The 14,718-nt window shown below is 38.5% G+C and carries 14 protein-coding genes and 1 pseudogene; 8 read left to right on the forward strand and 7 right to left on the reverse strand.

Annotated features, from left to right (window positions below):
• Positions 1 to 1,653, forward strand: a complete 1,653-nt coding sequence (gene pruA, locus GX437_07010) for an L-glutamate gamma-semialdehyde dehydrogenase (protein ID NLJ07401.1) — start codon at positions 1 to 3, stop codon at positions 1,651 to 1,653.
• A gap of 14 nt (positions 1,654 to 1,667) precedes the next feature.
• Here pruA and GX437_07015 read toward each other — a convergent pair whose 3' ends face one another.
• The 4 genes from GX437_07015 to GX437_07030 form a co-directional block, all read right to left on the reverse strand.
• On the reverse strand, positions 1,668 to 2,900 hold the full coding sequence (locus GX437_07015; GenBank protein NLJ07402.1) for a spore maturation protein: 1,233 nt from the start codon (positions 2,898 to 2,900) through the stop codon (positions 1,668 to 1,670).
• Positions 2,901 to 2,909: 9 nt separating this feature from the next.
• A complete protein-coding gene (locus GX437_07020; protein ID NLJ07403.1) occupies positions 2,910 to 3,599 on the reverse strand; it encodes a DUF3943 domain-containing protein in 690 nt (229 codons plus the stop codon).
• 46 nt (positions 3,600 to 3,645) lie between these two features.
• Positions 3,646 to 4,098, reverse strand: a complete 453-nt coding sequence (locus tag GX437_07025; GenBank protein NLJ07404.1) for a hypothetical protein — start codon at positions 4,096 to 4,098, stop codon at positions 3,646 to 3,648.
• Positions 4,099 to 4,211: 113 nt separating this feature from the next.
• On the reverse strand, positions 4,212 to 6,773 hold the full coding sequence (locus GX437_07030; protein NLJ07405.1) for a carboxypeptidase-like regulatory domain-containing protein: 2,562 nt from the start codon (positions 6,771 to 6,773) through the stop codon (positions 4,212 to 4,214).
• A 129-nt stretch (positions 6,774 to 6,902) separates the two neighbouring features.
• Here GX437_07030 and GX437_07035 point away from each other — a divergent pair, with 129 nt between their 5' ends.
• Positions 6,903 to 7,583, forward strand: coding sequence for a zinc metallopeptidase (locus GX437_07035; protein ID NLJ07406.1), 681 nt, complete (start codon positions 6,903 to 6,905; stop codon positions 7,581 to 7,583).
• On the opposite strand, the gene GX437_07040 is transcribed toward GX437_07035, so the two are convergent.
• Entirely contained in the window at positions 7,580 to 7,825 is a 246-nt protein-coding gene (locus GX437_07040; protein ID NLJ07407.1) for a DUF4296 domain-containing protein, read from the reverse strand. The two genes, GX437_07035 and GX437_07040, sit on opposite strands and share 4 nt — an antisense overlap.
• Positions 7,826 to 8,026: 201 nt before the next feature.
• On the opposite strand from GX437_07040, the gene GX437_07045 reads away from it, so the two are divergent.
• Positions 8,027 to 8,704, forward strand: coding sequence for a YggS family pyridoxal phosphate-dependent enzyme (locus GX437_07045; GenBank protein ID NLJ07408.1), 678 nt, complete (start codon positions 8,027 to 8,029; stop codon positions 8,702 to 8,704).
• Here the strand turns inward: GX437_07045 and rlmN are convergent.
• Together rlmN and GX437_07055 are read right to left on the reverse strand one after the other, a co-directional pair.
• Positions 8,698 to 9,720 (reverse strand): 23S rRNA (adenine(2503)-C(2))-methyltransferase RlmN, encoded by a 1,023-nt coding sequence (rlmN, locus tag GX437_07050; protein NLJ07409.1) that lies wholly within the window; start codon positions 9,718 to 9,720, stop codon positions 8,698 to 8,700. The genes GX437_07045 and rlmN overlap by 7 nt on opposite strands.
• A 10-nt stretch (positions 9,721 to 9,730) precedes the next feature.
• On the reverse strand, positions 9,731 to 10,519 hold the full coding sequence (locus GX437_07055) for a diaminopimelate epimerase (GenBank protein NLJ07410.1): 789 nt from the start codon (positions 10,517 to 10,519) through the stop codon (positions 9,731 to 9,733).
• 374 nt (positions 10,520 to 10,893) lie between these two features.
• Between GX437_07055 and GX437_07060 the strand changes: the two are divergent.
• The 5 genes and pseudogenes from GX437_07060 (at position 10,894) to GX437_07080 (ending at position 14,574) form a co-directional block, all read left to right on the forward strand.
• Positions 10,894 to 11,097, forward strand: a pseudogene (locus GX437_07060) (tyrosine-type recombinase/integrase).
• 176 nt (positions 11,098 to 11,273) lie between these two features.
• The gene (locus GX437_07065; GenBank protein ID NLJ07411.1) at positions 11,274 to 12,929 is read left to right on the forward strand and encodes a hypothetical protein; all 1,656 of its coding nucleotides are present in this window, start codon (positions 11,274 to 11,276) and stop codon (positions 12,927 to 12,929) included.
• Positions 12,930 to 13,004: 75 nt separating this feature from the next.
• Complete coding sequence (locus GX437_07070; protein ID NLJ07412.1) at positions 13,005 to 13,466, forward strand: hypothetical protein; 462 nt, start codon at positions 13,005 to 13,007, stop codon at positions 13,464 to 13,466.
• The gene (locus GX437_07075) at positions 13,459 to 13,857 is read left to right on the forward strand and encodes a hypothetical protein (protein ID NLJ07413.1); all 399 of its coding nucleotides are present in this window, start codon (positions 13,459 to 13,461) and stop codon (positions 13,855 to 13,857) included. The genes GX437_07070 and GX437_07075 overlap by 8 nt, the downstream gene beginning before the upstream one ends.
• 45 nt (positions 13,858 to 13,902) lie before the next feature.
• Positions 13,903 to 14,574, forward strand: coding sequence for a hypothetical protein (locus GX437_07080; protein NLJ07414.1), 672 nt, complete (start codon positions 13,903 to 13,905; stop codon positions 14,572 to 14,574).
• The last annotated feature ends 144 nt before the right edge of the window (positions 14,575 to 14,718 follow it).

Below are 14,718 nucleotides of genomic sequence, written 5' to 3' on the forward strand. Positions count from 1 at the left end.
ATGAACAATTCCATCTTCACATTAGATAAACCTGAAAACGAGAGAGTTAAAGAATATAAGCCAGGAACCCCCGAACGTAAAGCATTAATATCAGAGCTCGGGAGAATGAGCAATGAGGTACTTGATATACCTCTCATTATTGGCGGGAAAGAGATACGTACAGGAAAAACAGCCAAAGTTGTCATGCCACACAATCATCAGCACATACTTGCCAATTATCATCAGGCAGGGGAAAAAGAAGTGGAAATGGCAATAGAATCAGCCCTGCAAGCTCATGAAGTGTGGAGCAATATGTCGTGGATTGAGCGGATTTCAATCAGCCTGAAAGCAGCAGAGCTCATTGCAGGGAAATACCGTGCTACCATCAATGCAGCTACCATGCTCGGACAAAGCAAAAATGCCTATCAGGCCGAAATCGATGCAGCATGCGAAACTATTGATTTTCTAAGGTTTAATGCCTATTACATGAGTCAGATTTATCACGAACAACCACATTCGGAAACCGGAATTATCAACCGTATTGAATACCGTCCACTCGAAGGATTTGTTTTTGCTGTCAGTCCTTTTAATTTTACTTCCATTGCTTCCAATCTGAACATGGCGCCTGCCATTATGGGAAATACACTGATCTGGAAACCTTCCTCTGCCTCCATCCTGTCAAATTATTACCTGATGAAGATTTTTATGGAAGCCGGACTCCCCGGGGGTGTTATAAATTTCCTCCCCGGCTCAGGTTCGTTGATTGGCAAAATTGTTTTGAAACACAAAGACCTCGCAGGCATTCACTTTACTGGTTCCAGTGCCACCTTTAATCAGTTGTGGAAAAACACGGCAGATAATATTCAGCACTACCGGTCATATCCAAGAATAGTCGGTGAGACGGGTGGAAAAGATTTTATATTTGTTCACCCCTCTGCCGGAACTGACGAGGTAGCCACTGCCATCGTCAGAGGGGCATTTGAATATCAGGGGCAAAAATGCTCTGCCGCTTCGAGAGCCTATATCCCTGAATCATTGTGGCCTGAAATTAAAGCCAAAACAGGCGAAATGATAAGTGAAATCCGTGTCGGTGATGTAACAGAATTCGGGAACTTCATGAATGCTGTCATTGACGAAGCTTCTTTTGATAATATTGTCAGTTACATTGAATATGCACGTCAGTCCAATGAGGCAGAAGTTATTTTTGGCGGAAAATATGATAAATCAAAGGGATATTTTATTGAACCCACCGTTATACTGACCTCTAATCCACATTTCAAATCCATGGAAGAAGAAATTTTTGGTCCGGTCATGACGATATATGTTTACAAAGATGAATTATTTGATGAAACGCTGCATTTGTGTGACCAGACATCACCTTACGGACTGACCGGCTCTGTATTTTCCAATGACAGAAATGCCATGATCCATGCCTGCCGGGTTTTACGCTATGCAGCAGGTAATTTTTATTATAATGACAAACCCACCGGAGCAGTGGTCGGACAACAACCTTTTGGAGGCGCAAGGGCATCAGGGACCAATGACAAGGCAGGAAGCTACCTGAACCTGCTGAGATGGACAAATCCCAGAACCATCAAGGAAACTCTTATCCCTCCTACCGATTTTAAATATCCGTTCATGAAAGAAGGGCGTTGCGGAGATAAAAAAGTGTAATAATCTGTTGAAGATCAATGAAAAAACAGGTAAGCTACCCACACAGCCGTAATCATTCCGATTAAATCGGCAGTCAGGCCGGCACCCAGCGCATAACGTGTTTTTTTTATACCAATTGACCCAAAATACAGGGCTATGATATAAAAAGTAGTATCGGATGTTCCCTGAAAAATGCAGGAAAGCCTGCCGGCAAAACTATCAGGGCCAAATGTTTTCATGGTTTCGAGCATCATCCCCCTTGCCCCGCTTCCGCTCAGCGGTTTCATGAAGGCTGTCGGCAAAGCATCGACAAAATCGGTATTAAATCCAAGTGATGAAAAAACCCAGGCCACTCCGTCTGTAAAATATTCCATGGCACCTGATGCCCTGAAAACACCTATCCCCACCAGGATAGCAACAAGAAAAGGGATAATTTTAATTGCCACATTAAAGCCTTCTTTTGCCCCTTCGATAAAAGATTCCCAGACATTGACTTTTTTAAACAATGCCATTGAAATAAAAGAAATGATAATGACAAACAGCAGCATATTGCTCAGCAGCGAAGAATAGGTATTAAGCTTGTCATCGGGTAAAGATGAAAAATAATAAAGCAACCCGGCAATAATGGCGATAATACTTCCGAGATAAAGCAGTACAACTTTATTGAAAAGATTGATTTTCTGTATGATAGAAACTACAATAATGCCTGTGGTTACGGAAGCAAAAGTGGAAATGAGAATAGGAATAAAGACATCCGAAGGGTTCACAGCACCCAGCTGAGCCCTGTAAATGATAATGGTAATCGGGATGACGGTCAAACCTGAAGCATTGAGAATCATGAACATGATCTGTGAATTGGAAGCAACATCCTTATCTTTGTTAAGCTCCTGAAGTTCGTTCATCGCCTTGAGACCCAGCGGAGTAGCAGCATTGTCGAGCCCGAGCATATTGGCTGTAATGTTCATCAGCATGGAGCCATGAACGGGATGATTTTTGGGAACCTCAGGAAAAAGCTTGTTAAAAAACGGACTGACGATGCGAGCCAATATATTGACAGCTCCTCCTTTTTCTCCGATTTTCATGATGCCGAGCCATAAAGTCATGATGCCCGTCAATCCGAGTGAAAGTTCAAAACCGGTTTTAGCCATTGAAAAAGCATTGTTCATCAGCGCAGTGAAAATGCCGGTATCGCCCAGAAATAAAAGTTTGACAATCGCTACAACAAAGGCAATCAGAAAAAAAGCTATCCAGATGTAGTTGAGAATCATTGTATTGAATCAGTAGTTATTCTGAAGCAATATTTTTGAAAACTTAAAACCGAACCTTAAACACTCATAAGGATCAATAGCCAGCATTAATACTTTTTCGGCAAATGTAAGATACCTGTCTTTAAGCATAATTCCCTTGACAAAAAAGATTCCTTCTCCCAATAACATTCCACCTAAAGGAGTGATAATCATATCATTAATACTCGGACGCTGGATGGAAGAAGCCACAAAATATTCATACATGGCGGAATTCAGGGCAGATAAACCGAGTGATGGCAGAATTTTACCTCCCCTGTTACGGCTGGCCAGATAGGTCAGAGAGCCCATATAGGGATGCACCATGTAATTGAAAGTCCAGTGATCTTCCTCCCGCTGAGGCCACATGGTAAAGCTCTGTTCGATATGTTTCCAGCTGATTTTACTACCCCAATCCTGATCAGTTGTTCTGAGATAAAGATAAAAATGACCAGCAAGGCTTGATGAAAACATAACAGCACTGGTATATAAAAACCGGTTAAAGGGGTGCAAATATGCGGATGAATATGCTTTTGTGATGTTCTCCTTAGAAATTCCGGCAGAATCGACTCCTCCATCAGGAATATATTGATTCCTGGCTGGCTGAGCTTTTAAAGTACCCACGCATAAAAGAAAGAAAAAAGAAATTACTATGATTTCTTTGCAGACTTCACAGATTTTCATTGGCAAAAAAAATTGTTAAAGAACACTGAAAGCAGTATTACTGTTTTTATTTTTCAACGTAAATATTGTAAGCGCCATTGGTAGATAAGTCAGCCGACAAAACGAGGGTCTGTTCTCCGTTCCCGTCATCAATAGACAAGGCACAGGTATTAGGCGGAATGCTTCCTTCATTGTTGGCATAAAGAATTACATAGTTGTATCCGTAATTACTGAGTGTATAGCTAATGGCTTTTTTATCAGCAGTCAGCGTATAACCAGATAAAATAACGTTTCCATTGACCACAAGGGTTACATTATCGTCATCAATCGTACCTGAATCCCAGACATAAAAAGTAACATTACGGCTTTTCACATAAACCGTTCCCTGCACGTCAACGGTTCTGCCATCATAGGTAGTTGGCACGGTTGGATCTTCCTCCACTACATACAAATAGTCGGAAAAACAGGAAGACATGGCCAATCCCATGACAACAGCGATAATTAAATAAAGATTTTTCATTATTATTAAGTTTAAATTTTGAGCAAAGATAGTCATTCAGAAAGAATGGCAAATTTTTTATTTGAATATAAAAGTCCGTTTCAAATAGCTCTGGAATTAAACCATCAGGAATTTCAATAACTCCATTTTTTTGTATAAGGATTATAAAAATCGAGGCCGATTTTAAAGGTATAATCTGCTTTTGAAAGGTTGTTGTCAGAAGTTACCGCATAAAGTCCGAGACGAAAAAATAAGTCTCTTATGCGAAAAATCCTTTCAATACCGCCAAACATTTCGAAATGAGTAAAATTATCTTCAGGAATCAAGAGAGTGCCGGCACCGCCAGCAATATCAATTTTTAACCAGTTTACAAGCGGAATCCGGTTGGTCAGTGAGCCTTCGAAATGATGAATGAAAGCTGCCTGAAAGAAAGAATTAGGGGTAAGAAGGGTTGGTCCCAAAAGCTGAAAAGAGTTGAGCGGATCGGAAAAAAATCCGGCATCTGAGCCTCTGAAATATTTGTATTCAAGTAGCCGCAGATTCTTTTTATTGTAAAATGAACCAGCTGTTGCCTCCCACCTGAGGGTTCCCCGGTGAGCAAACTGAATATATTGTTTCCCTGTAATTTCAAAGTATCCGAAATTGACTTCACTGCCGAACAATCCGGGTAATCCTTTCCGCCACACCAGTTGTAACATCGGATAATCGTCTCCTATGATGACTTTTCTGTTGTTTTTGATATAATATTTCTGCCCGAATCGGTACAGTATATTCAGCCTGATTTCCGATTTGATATAAGGAATAAAATCAACAGGTTTGTTGATTTCACCAAAAATGGTATCCGACCATTTATCCTGTTTCATGTTCAGGATGGGTGTCTGTTTGGAAAAAGTAAAACTCAGCTCTGCAAAAAGCCCGTTAATAATTTCAAGGCGTTGAAAAACAGCAGCTTTCTGTGTTCTCACATAATTGCTTCGGGAGAATATCTGAGCAAAGGAAGCATAATTGTTGATCCAGTCGTAATAATCACCTGCCCTGAGAAAGGTACGGCCAAAACGCAGGGGAAGATAGGTCAGTCCGGCACCAAGTTTCCCCCGTATATCCTGATTTCTGAATCCATAATCAATATAGGATTCTGTTTCAAGTGTATAGCCATTTTTAAAATCCTGGTTATAGTAAACAGGTAATCTATGGCGGTATCCTCCTATTCCGAAAGGATTTATTTGCGAAACAATACCTTCAATAAATATCTGATATCCTTTATAATGATTGCTTCTGCCAAACCCAAACAATGGCGACCACCAGCGGAAAATATTGTATGCCGAGTCCTTTTTATCAAGGTATTCATCGCTGCTGTAATACCTCATGATGGAATCGCTGCGGCTGATGTAGCTGAGTTCCTCATCTTTGAGTGTAACAGGTCTTTTCGCATTCCAGAATGAAGAATCTTTATCGAAAGCATCCACAGCAAAAATTTTCATTTCATTGGGTTTGAATTTTCTTGCAAATGGCTGGTTTATCACATAGTCGGTATGGGTGATGCGGGTGTTTCCAAGAATATAGGAACTGCCCTCCGAAATGGTATAAATCATTTCCCGTCTGACAGGCAGGTAAAAAGAATCAATAATTTTTTCATAATTCTGAATGATCCTGTATTCCCTGACATTTTTCATAGCTGCCCTGTTGATGGTCAGGTCAACGGAAATCAGGGCAAAAGTGCTGTCTTCAATAAAAACAATACCTGAAAAAAGCGGCTCCGTTTTAAACAGGGGAATTACTTCAATCTGGTATATCAGACGATTATCATCCGAATAAAATGAACCGGCAAGCCGGAAACGGTAATTCAGCCCGGCATTATAGGCAAGTGGTGAAATGAGAGGCTTTTCACAAATGAGCGGATATTCAATCAGGTTGTTGTAAAAATCAAAGAAGCAGGAATTGAGGTCTTTAAATAGAAGCAGGTCATTTTCGGGATAACGGGAATCGGGAGCGATTGTTGACGGGCCGTATGAAAACTCAGCACTTACATTGACACCCATCGGAACCTCTTTGTCGGTATAGTCGTGGTAGGCAAGATAATACTCCCTGACCGTAGCCGGTTTTTTGTAAAAAGTTTCTGAGATGGATTCTATCAGATTAAGTTTTTTTTCTCCGGTTTCAGCCTGCAGTTTTTTTAATTTCTCCGATAAAACCGTGTCTGCTTTCATCAGAGAATCCATCTGAGGATTTTTACTGATGCGTTCAAGTGATGATTTGATATAGGTTTTACAGGTATAGCTTTCAATCATTTTGAAATATTCAGGGCGTTTTTCCCTTGCCGCCTGCATGATTTTCCTTGCCGGGTCTTCCCTGTCGGGTGAAATGACTACTTCCGAAGTAGCATAAGCCGAGACTGCCAAAGCAACGTTAAGCACCAAAGGTTTTACATCGGAAACTGTAATTGATTTTTCAACAGTTTGATAACCTATATAGCTGAATATCAATGTATAATTTCCACTTTTAAGTTCGAGGAAATAATTTCCGTTCAGGTCGGCTGCCACACCGTAAGTCGTGTTTTTCACATAAATATTGGCATAAGGCAAAGCACTTCCACGCTCATCGGTAACTTTTCCTTTTACTATTCCGGCATGTAAGGAAAAACAGGAAAATAACAGCAGGGATAATATTAAAATTGAGCTGAAGCCTTTTCTATTCATAGTAATATCCGAGACGCAAAAATCCTGTATTTGTTACAATATTTTAGCAGTAATGATTAATTTCAGGAAAGCCTGATATTATTATTTCTGCATGCATTTTGCAAATTATAGGGAAATTAAAAAAAGAAAATGAGTGGATATATCGTATTGATGATCATTGTTTTGATTCCAAGTTTTATTGTGAGCAACCGTTTCCGTTCAAGGATAAAAAAATATACTCAGATGCCGCTTTTCTCCGGACTCACCGGAAAGGAAGTGGCAGAAAGAATGCTCGCTGACCATGGGATATACGATGTCAATGTGGTAGTAACCAACGGAATACTGTCGGATCATTACAATCCCCAGACAAAAACAGTCAGTTTAAGCAAAGATGTATATTATGGCCGGAATGTAGCAGCCGCTTCCATTGCCGCTCATGAATGCGGGCATGCCGTCCAGCACGCCACAGCCTACAGCTTTCTTCAGATGCGGTCAGCACTGGTCCCGGTTGTTACTTTCAGCTCTCAGATAATTACATGGGTGATTCTTGCCGGAATTATCCTGATTAGCTCGTTTCCGCAGATCATGCTTGCCGGAATCATTTTGTTTGCCATCACCACATTGTTCAGTTTTATTACCCTTCCTGTCGAATTCAATGCCAGTCACCGTGCCGTACAATGGATCGGAAACTCCGGAATTGTTACTTCACAACAGGAAACAGCCGTGAGAGACGGACTTAAATGGGCCGCCATGACTTATGTGGTTGCTGCCCTTGGCTCTCTTGCCACCCTGATTTATTATATCATGATTTTCCTCGGCAGCCGCGATTAATCATATTTCTCGTTGCTGATTACCTCGAGTTTTGAGGTTACATCTTCATACACCTTTTCCATCAACACAGGATGCTCTATGTAATAGTTCATGCTTTTCACAAACTTTTCCCTGCTGACCCCGTGTTTCTTTAAGATGGCAAAATACAAATCATGATTGTAAATATCGAAACTATCGGCAGAAACCGGTAAATGCTCAGTGCCTGCCTCAGCTAAATGAATATCAACCAATAAATCAGACATTTTTGCTGGTTTGATGATTCCTGAAGGAACTGTATTTTTATTCCACCTTCCTGTACACGATAACAGCAAAAGAAATATCAATAAAACTAAAAAGTTTGGTTTCACGGTCATGAGTCAATAAAATTCAGCCTGCAAATTAAATAATTTATTGCGGTGAGATGGAAAAAATATATTTTAGTTGCCATAACTATCTGCCGAAAAATGAATATTGACGCATATTTTAAGTTAAAAGAAGAAGTCGGGGAACAGGTAAAAATTGTTGCCGTTTCAAAAAAACAACCCGATGAAAAAATCAGGACACTGATAGAAGCAGGACATCCGGATTTTGGAGAAAACTATGTTCAGGAACTTGTCAACAGACAGGAAAAATTCAGCTCATATCCGGTAAACTGGCATTTTATCGGCCATCTTCAGTCAAACAAGGTGAAATTCATCGTACCTTTTATCCACCTGATTCAAAGTGTTGACAGCCTTAAATTGCTGATGATCATTAACAAAGAGGCAGAAAAAATTAACAGGGTAATCGATTGCCTGCTGCAAATTCACATTGCACAGGAAGAGACAAAATTTGGGCTGAACCAAGAAGAAGCCATTGTTCTGCTCGAAAGTCAGGAATATAAGAGTCTTAAAAACATCAGAATTACAGGATTGATGGGAATGGCTTCCTTTACCAGTCAAAAAGAACAGGTTAGAAAAGAGTTCAGAATGCTCCGAAGGTTTTTTGAGCAAATTAAAAAAGACTATTTTGCCGACAATCCTGAATTTAAGGAAATTTCAACAGGCATGTCGGACGACTATCAGATTGCTGTTGAAGAGGGAAGTACGATGATACGGATCGGAACTTTGATTTTCGGAGCAAGAAATTATCAGAATCACTGATGCTGAGCCCTTGTTTGGGCCAGCAAACCACAGGCTGCCTGTATATCCTGCCCCCTTGAGGCACGCAAGGTGGTGATAATACCTTTGCTGTTCAGGGCATTCATAAACTGCTTAATCAATTGATCATCAGGACTTTTATAAGGGACTCCCGGCACTTCATGAAAACGGATCAGGTTGATACGGCAACGAATCCCATCTAACAAACGTGCAAGTTCATTGACATGTTTCCGGCTGACATTCAATCCGTCAAAAAGGATATATTCGAATGAAATTCTGCGCTGGCGACCGAAGTCATAAGCCTTGATCAGCTTAATGATTTCCCGGAGCGAATATCTCGACTGCATGGGCATCAGCATGGCACGCTCATCTTCAAAAGGACTGTGAAGGCTGACCGCCAGATGGCAGTTGCTCTTCTCAATAAATATTTTCATACCGGGAATAATACCAATGGTCGAAACGGTTATTCTGCGGGGACTCCATGAAAAACCCCATTCACTTGTCAGAATCTCAAGGCTTTTCATGACGTTTGTCAGGTTGTCAAAAGGTTCGCCCATCCCCATATACACCAGATTGGTCAGTTGCGGAAACTCAGGAATGCTCACCATCTGATTGAGTATTTCATGCGTTTCCAGTTGTCCCTGAAATCCCTGCTTCCCTGTTGCACAAAACACACAGCCCATCTTACAGCCTATCTGTGACGACACACACAATGTGTGGCGATCGTTATCAGGAATATAAGCCGACTCAATGGCTTTCCCCTTCCCTGCCTGAAAAAGATATTTTTTTGTTCCGTCTGCTGAACCCTCAAAGGTAAGCGGTGGTATTTTTCCTATGGTATAATTTTCCTTCAGCAATTCACGGAAAGATTTTGGCAGGTTGGTCATTTCATCCATGCTGCTGATATTTTTCCGGTACAACCACTGGCAAATCTGAGTGGCGGTATATCGGGGCATTTTATATGCCGATACCACCTCCTCAATTTCCTTCAGGTTCTTTCCAAATAAAGCTTCCGGCATACTGACCATGTTAGATGCTTATTTTTCCTTCGAAAACCCTGACAGCCGGGCCGGTCAGATAAACCTGTACAAAACGTTCAGGCGTCCTGATGAAGCTTACCTCCAGCAATCCCCCCGGTGCATGAACCCGGAAGTGCTGTTCAGCTTCTGTTTTTCCCTGCATGATGCTGAAGGCAATGGCCGATGCCACTGAGCCTGTCCCGCAACTCAGGGTTTCGTCTTCCACCCCTCTCTCATACGTTCTGATTTTAAAACTATCATTATCAACAACTTGTATAAAATTCACATTCACCCCATTTTCTGCAATGCTCTTATTGTAGCGAAGTTTACGTCCTTCTTCAACCACATTAAGGTCCTGGAGATTTTCCACACCGATGACCAGATGAGGAGAGCCACTGTCGATCAGGAAATAGTTTTTCAATTCCGAAATTCTGGTCACATCCGACATCCTCAGCCTGATCCGATCAGCTGATATTTCTGCCTGATGGACACCATCCACGGCAATAAATTCCGTTTTTTCATTCTCTAAAAGGCCAAGTTCAGCAGCAAAAGCCACCGTGCATCTTCCCCCATTTCCACACATTGTGCTTTCAAAGCCATCGGCATTAAAATACCGCATCTGAAAATCAAAATCAGCATGATTCTGTAAAAGAATGAGTCCGTCAGCACCAATACCAAACCTCCTGTGGCAAAGATTCCGGATCAACTGATGATCTTCAGCCGGAAAATGTAACATTCGGTCGTCAATCAAAATAAAATCGTTCCCCGTTCCGTGATACTTGAAAAAAGATAACTGCATGAAAATGAATTTAAGTGCAAAATTAAGCATTTTCGTTGATCTGATATGCGGATTAAAAACGCTCTGAATGAAGGAATTGATGTTTTTCTTTTACTAGTGATGAGTGTTGGGTAAAAAGTGATGTGTGATGGGTAATGGGATCACTGTCCAGGATTTTCGTGCCTGGTGAAAACTGCCTGATGCCTGCTTTTTGATAGTCAGAATTCCTTCTTTTATCTGATTAATATCAGACCAGAAATTCAAAAAACCAAATCGGGACTGAGAGGGCGAAGCTATGGGGAAGGAATAATGAAGTGAATAAATAATGTCTTAGCTTCTGAATTAACCGGATAAAAATTGAATAAAGCCTTCAGGAAATAAATCTGAAAACATGTAAAAAAGCAGAAATAAATAAAGAGGTGAGTATGCACACATTAAGACATAGCTTTGCCACACATTTGCTGGAAAATGGAACTGATTTAAGGTATATACAAAGTCTTTTAGGACATTCCGGTTCAAAAACCACTGAAATTTACACACACATTACAACAAAGGGATTTGAACAGATTAAAAGTCCTTTAGATAATTTGTCAGTATGAAAAATATTTTTAATTTTGCCATTAAATGTAAGTAAACATAATTTTTATGGAGGAGGAATATTCAAGTAAAGTAAAAATATACGCAATATTGCGTATATCCAATCGTTGTATGCCATGCAATAAAGAGAAAATAAAAACGTTACTTCATTTAATTAACAACTTAAAAGAAAATAATTATGAGCACAACCCCTATTTCATGTATTTCAAAAGAGCCATTCACAAAACTCGAAGAATCTGGTACGGCTTCCATCCTTAATTATAATCTACCACAACAAACTATTTATCCTGCCAGTAGTATTGTAAGGTTAGATATTATTGAAGATTCATTCAAAGAAGAGTTTAAAGCGGAACCGACAGAGCATTTTTGGAGAAATATTGGTGATATTTCTATAGAGCAAGCAAAAGTTAAGATTGAAGATGATTTTATACAAGCATCGGATACACCATTTGTTGAAAATCCCAAAATGCTTATCAGTACTGATGCTATTAAACGTGAAGTTATAGATGAGACTCAAAAAACTTTTGTTGGAAGTGTTGACCTTGATAAAATTGCAACACAAGTTGCTGAGAATAAGAGAAGACCAATTATTGAAAAAAATCTATTTGGGAAAGTTTTTACAAGATTTTTAACCAAACCCGCAGTAGTACAACCAAGAATTTCATTAATATTTCAATTTAAAATGTCCTCATATTTAGGAGACTATGGTGCAGGCCGAACAATAAAGACCTTCAGCTTACTACCCGGTGAAAAATCTACAATAACCATTCGGGACTTTACTCATAGAGAAGAAACAAAAAAGCGTTCTGAAAGTGTTCTGGATTCTTTTAGTGAACATACAGTCAATGAAATACAATCTTATATAGAAGAAAAAAATCAAAGAAATTTTCAGATAGCAGGAGCAGTTAGCGCAAGTATGGAGTATAAAACTTCTGCTAATCTTGGTATTCCTCTGGGTGATTTTACGTTAGGCGTAGGTATGAGTAGTGGCTTTTCAATGAATGGTTCCATAAGTTCTGCATTACAAACGCAAACTGAAACCCTTAAAGGGGCAACCAGTTACCAGGTGCAGCAAGCCGATTCGTTGAGGGAAATTGAGGTAAATACAGAAACATCATCAACAGTAATTTCGGAAACAGAACAAACAATTGTCCGAGAACTTGAAAATATTAATAAAAGCAGAGTTCTAAATTTTGTTTTTCGTCAACTACTTCAAGAATTTGTTACTATAACTTATTTAGAAGATGTAAACATAATGTTTACAAATGGTTACCCTGAAAAAACCAGGATTGTAAAACTTAATCAGTTAGATGAGCTACTCTCGCAAGTATTAAACAATGAAAGTATTAATGAAGTAAGAAACTTTATATACCTGCAATTATGCAGTATATTTGATTATACTGGAACTCGCGTCTCGTTTATTGAAAAAGTTGATGAATCATTGGTAAACTGTATTACAGGTGAAGGTGATAAAGATGTAAGCTATGTGCGAAAAAAGAAAGGCTTAAGCCAAACCTATAATGATAAATTTACAGTTCCAGGTATTATCATGGACGTTACAAACCGCACGATTCGTACCAGTGCAGTTGTAGTTGATGCCTTGCTAGGTCAAGGAGAAGCATTGGATTGTTATAACATGAAACTTCAGAACTCGGCCACCCAGTTAGCTGATCTGGATGTTCAGAAAATGCAACAAATGCTTGACACTGTTAATGGCATTGACGATCCAATCAAGAAAGCAGAACTGTACAAAAAGGTGTTTACAGAATGCTGTGATGTACCGCAAAGTTGTGATTGCTACAATTGCAATTCTTCAACCGATACAACAGCTTAAATTTAATAGAAAAGCAGTAGGGATGCTTATCATTTCTGCTGTTTTTCTTTTTATTAATTTTTAAATAATAGAAATATGAGCATAAAAGATTTTAAAAACCCTTGGGCAAAAGGGGGAAAATACTACAAACAAAATGCATTGCAAAATAATGTACTTGAAAGTGATGATTTATCAGGTGTAGAATCAGGAGCATTTTGTTCTACTGGAACTATTGAGTTTAAAGATTTAACAGAATCTGACCTTGCTAAATTCAGAGTTATCCCTGAAGAAGGTTCAAATTTTATTATTCCTACAGCCAATAGTTCTTATGATGGTGATGGCTTTTATTTTAAAAATTGGACTCATGATAAATACTGGTACAAAGTTTCAGGAGGAAGTTCGGTTACCATATATTATAAGGATGGTAAAATTTATACAAAAGCTGATATAAGCAGTACATGTAAATTTATTGCTGAATCTTTAGGTAAATATTACAAAGTTGGCTGGGAGCCAAAAACTAAACCACATAATACAAAAAACCCCTTTGATCGTGAATAAAAGAACTAAAATTGGGTTAGTTAGCTTGATATTTATCTTTTTATTTCCTATTGCAGTCATTACTGGAGTTAGAATATTATTTTGGCCTAAAGACGGTATATCTCAAAGATTTCCTTACTACACGACACATTTTTCTAATTCGCTAGTACAAAGTAATTTTGAAAATGTTAAAATTGGCTGGACAATAGAATCTGTCGAAAGAACAATAGGCAAGCCTTTTAGCTATGATAAACATAGTTACAGTTTGAGTGAAGTGCCTTTCTCTTTCTCTGCTAAGTATACCAAATACAAAAAAAATTGGCTAATAAATTATGCTTCCTTTTTGTTTATTGTTCATTACAATAGTGATTCCGTAGTGGTTTCAATAACTAAAACATGGATTTATGATTAAAAACATAGTTTTATTAAACCAACTATATATTAAAATTTGTAAGGTATGAAAAAATTATTTATTGTATACTTAATATATTGCATTTTACCAATATCTTCATGTGGTCAATTAAGTAATACTTTTTGTATAAGTTCCAAAGATATATCAAATGACAGTATATCTCTCATAAAAAGGAACTCCTTTGATGATACTTTAACTATCCCCACACCAAAACTTGATTCTGGGTTAGTTGGGGCATATTCTGGTACTATTCAAAAATTGTATCAGCATAAACAAAGAAATCTTAAAGATTTTATTAGAAACATTATTGTTTTAGTCGATGGTGTTGAAAAAATTTGTATTCAAGATAGCATAATTATTTTATATCTTATTCAAAATGACAGCATAAGCTATTTCATTGATGCAGGCTTGTTAAATTATTCATGGCAATATTATTATTTTCATGATATATATTACTCTTTTTTTTCGTACCCACAAATAAATGGAGTTACAGTTTATCTAAACAATGAACAATTTACTATTTTAACTCAATCTGGAGATTTTGATGAAATTTACACAGAGGAAAATGTTTTAATGAGAAAGTATTACATTTTTGGTTTAGATTATTCTGAGCTTTACATTAATGATAATGGTTTGAAGTGTATTTATATCAATGAGGGCAAAATGATTGCGAAAAACAATTGTTTAAATGAATTTATTCTAAAAACAAGTGAATAGAATAAGCACGGCATACAACACGCAATAAAAAACATAGGGCGGAAATTGCTAAATTTGAACGACATAACTTTTATTAAACGGCTTGGTAGCTTGACAGATAGGTGCTTCGAAATGCCCTACGTTTCTTATTGCCAAACGTTACCA

The organism is Sphingobacteriales bacterium (genome assembly GCA_012517435.1).
In the GTDB taxonomy this organism is placed as follows: domain Bacteria; phylum Bacteroidota; class Bacteroidia; order CAILMK01; family JAAYUY01; genus JAAYUY01.

Excerpts from the sequence above, each read along its gene's own strand:
- pruA (NLJ07401.1), top strand. The coding sequence starts at position 1 with ATGAACAATTCCATCTTCACATTAGATAAACCTGAAAACGAGAGAGTT.
- GX437_07015 (NLJ07402.1), bottom strand. The coding sequence starts at position 2,900 with ATGATTCTCAACTACATCTGGATAGCTTTTTTTCTGATTGCCTTTGTT.
- GX437_07020 (NLJ07403.1), bottom strand. The coding sequence starts at position 3,599 with ATGAAAATCTGTGAAGTCTGCAAAGAAATCATAGTAATTTCTTTTTTC.
- GX437_07025 (NLJ07404.1), bottom strand. The coding sequence starts at position 4,098 with ATGAAAAATCTTTATTTAATTATCGCTGTTGTCATGGGATTGGCCATG.
- GX437_07030 (NLJ07405.1), bottom strand. The coding sequence starts at position 6,773 with ATGAATAGAAAAGGCTTCAGCTCAATTTTAATATTATCCCTGCTGTTA.
- GX437_07035 (NLJ07406.1), top strand. The coding sequence starts at position 6,903 with ATGAGTGGATATATCGTATTGATGATCATTGTTTTGATTCCAAGTTTT.
- GX437_07040 (NLJ07407.1), bottom strand. The coding sequence starts at position 7,825 with ATGTCTGATTTATTGGTTGATATTCATTTAGCTGAGGCAGGCACTGAG.
- GX437_07045 (NLJ07408.1), top strand. The coding sequence starts at position 8,027 with ATGAATATTGACGCATATTTTAAGTTAAAAGAAGAAGTCGGGGAACAG.
- rlmN (NLJ07409.1), bottom strand. The coding sequence starts at position 9,720 with ATGCCGGAAGCTTTATTTGGAAAGAACCTGAAGGAAATTGAGGAGGTG.
- GX437_07055 (NLJ07410.1), bottom strand. The coding sequence starts at position 10,519 with ATGCAGTTATCTTTTTTCAAGTATCACGGAACGGGGAACGATTTTATT.
- GX437_07065 (NLJ07411.1), top strand. The coding sequence starts at position 11,274 with ATGAGCACAACCCCTATTTCATGTATTTCAAAAGAGCCATTCACAAAA.
- GX437_07070 (NLJ07412.1), top strand. The coding sequence starts at position 13,005 with ATGAGCATAAAAGATTTTAAAAACCCTTGGGCAAAAGGGGGAAAATAC.
- GX437_07080 (NLJ07414.1), top strand. The coding sequence starts at position 13,903 with ATGAAAAAATTATTTATTGTATACTTAATATATTGCATTTTACCAATA.